Source organism: Rhizobacter sp. P2_H2 (genome assembly GCF_056403375.1).
Map to the genome: position 1 here is coordinate 1 of NZ_JBFUFP010001226.1, position 1,485 is coordinate 1,485.

A 1,485-nucleotide genomic window follows, 5' to 3' on the forward strand; every position below is an offset into this window, starting at 1 on the left:
ACACATGGAAGTGCATGCCGCTGCCCGGCTGGTTCGCGAACGGCTTCGGCATCATCGAGAAGATGCTGCCGTGCCGCTCGGCCAGCGCCTGCGCCGCCATCTTGAACAGCATCAGGTGGTCGGCACTCGCGAGCGCCTCGGCATGGTGGAAGTTCAGCTCGTACTGGCCGTGGGCGTCTTCATGGTCGACCTGGAACACGTCGAGGCCGCAGGCGGTCAGCGCCGCGGCGAGTTCGTGCAGCAAGGCGGCCTGGCGCGGCAGCGTCTTCAGGTCGTACGACGGCTTGTCGAGCGCGTCGTGCGCATCGGCCGGGGCGATGCCGCCATCGGCCGTGCGGCGCAGCAGGAAGAACTCCGGCTCGATGCCGGTGCGGAGCAGCCAGCCGCGTTCAGCCAGCCGCGCCACCTGGCGCTTCAGCACCTGGCGCGGACAGGCGTCGAACGGCTCGCCGGCCACGAAGCCGTCGCAGACGATGCGCGCATAGCCGGGCATCCACGGCAGCGCGCGGGCCGTCTCGGGCTGGCCGCGGCCGTAGTACTCCGAACGCGGGCCGGTGCGCGGCAGCCCGGTGCCCCAGATCGACGGGCCGGCAAAGCCCGCGCCTTCGGCCAGCAGGCTCTCAAGATGTGCGAGCGGCACGTACTTGCCCTTCGCGACGCCGTGCACGTCGGTGAACTGCGCGATCAGCGTGTGGACGCCTTCGGCTTGCAGGCGCTCGCGGAGTTCTTTCATGCAGCGGCTGTTGCCACAACACCGGCAGCCCGCAGCGACGCCTGCAGGATCCCGATCGCCTCGGTGAAGTGCGCGTCGGGAATCGTCAGCGGGAACAGGAAGCGGATCACGTTGGCATCGACGCCGCAGCTCAGCAGGATCAGCCCGCGCTGCAGCGCCTCGGCCTGCACCTGTTTCGTGAACGCGGCATCGGGCTCATCGCTGCCGGCGCGGTTGAACTGCACCGCCACCATCGCACCCAGCCCGCGCACGTCGACGATCTGCGGCACGGCCGCCCGCATGTCGTTCAGCACCGCCTTCAGCCGGTCGCCGAGCGTCTGGCCGCGCGCCGGCAGCTGCTCGTCGTGCATCACGCCGATCACCGCATGCGCGGCGGCGATCGCCAGCGGGTTGCCGGCATAGGTGCCGCCGAGCCCACCGGGGGCGGGCGCATCCATGATCTCGGCGCGCCCGGTCACCGCCGACAGCGGCAGGCCGGCGGCCAGCGATTTCGCGCTGACGAGGATGTCCGGCTGCACGTCCGGGAAGTGCTCCATCGCGAACAGCYKGCCGGTGCGGCCRAAGCCGGTYTGYAYCTCGTCKGCKATCAGCASSATGCCGTGYTSGTCGCACAGSGCGCGCAGCCAGCGCAGCGCCTCGGCCTGGATCACGTTGAAGCCGCCTTCGCCTTGCACCGGCTCGAACACGATGGCTGCCACGCGCGAGGGCTCGATGTCGGCCTTGAAGAGGTGCTGCAGCGCCTTCTGCGTGTC

1 protein-coding gene and 1 pseudogene are annotated in these 1,485 nt (G+C 70.2%); both read right to left on the reverse strand.

Going from position 1 to position 1,485, the window contains the following annotated elements:
- A pseudogene (locus tag AC1D15_RS31810) lies at positions 1 to 733 on the reverse strand (type III glutamate--ammonia ligase); the annotation flags it as partial.
- On the reverse strand, positions 730 to 1,485 hold a 756-nt coding region (locus tag AC1D15_RS31815; protein WP_477829195.1), incomplete at its 5' end, for an aminotransferase class III-fold pyridoxal phosphate-dependent enzyme. The gene AC1D15_RS31815 and the pseudogene AC1D15_RS31810, both read right to left, overlap by 4 nt.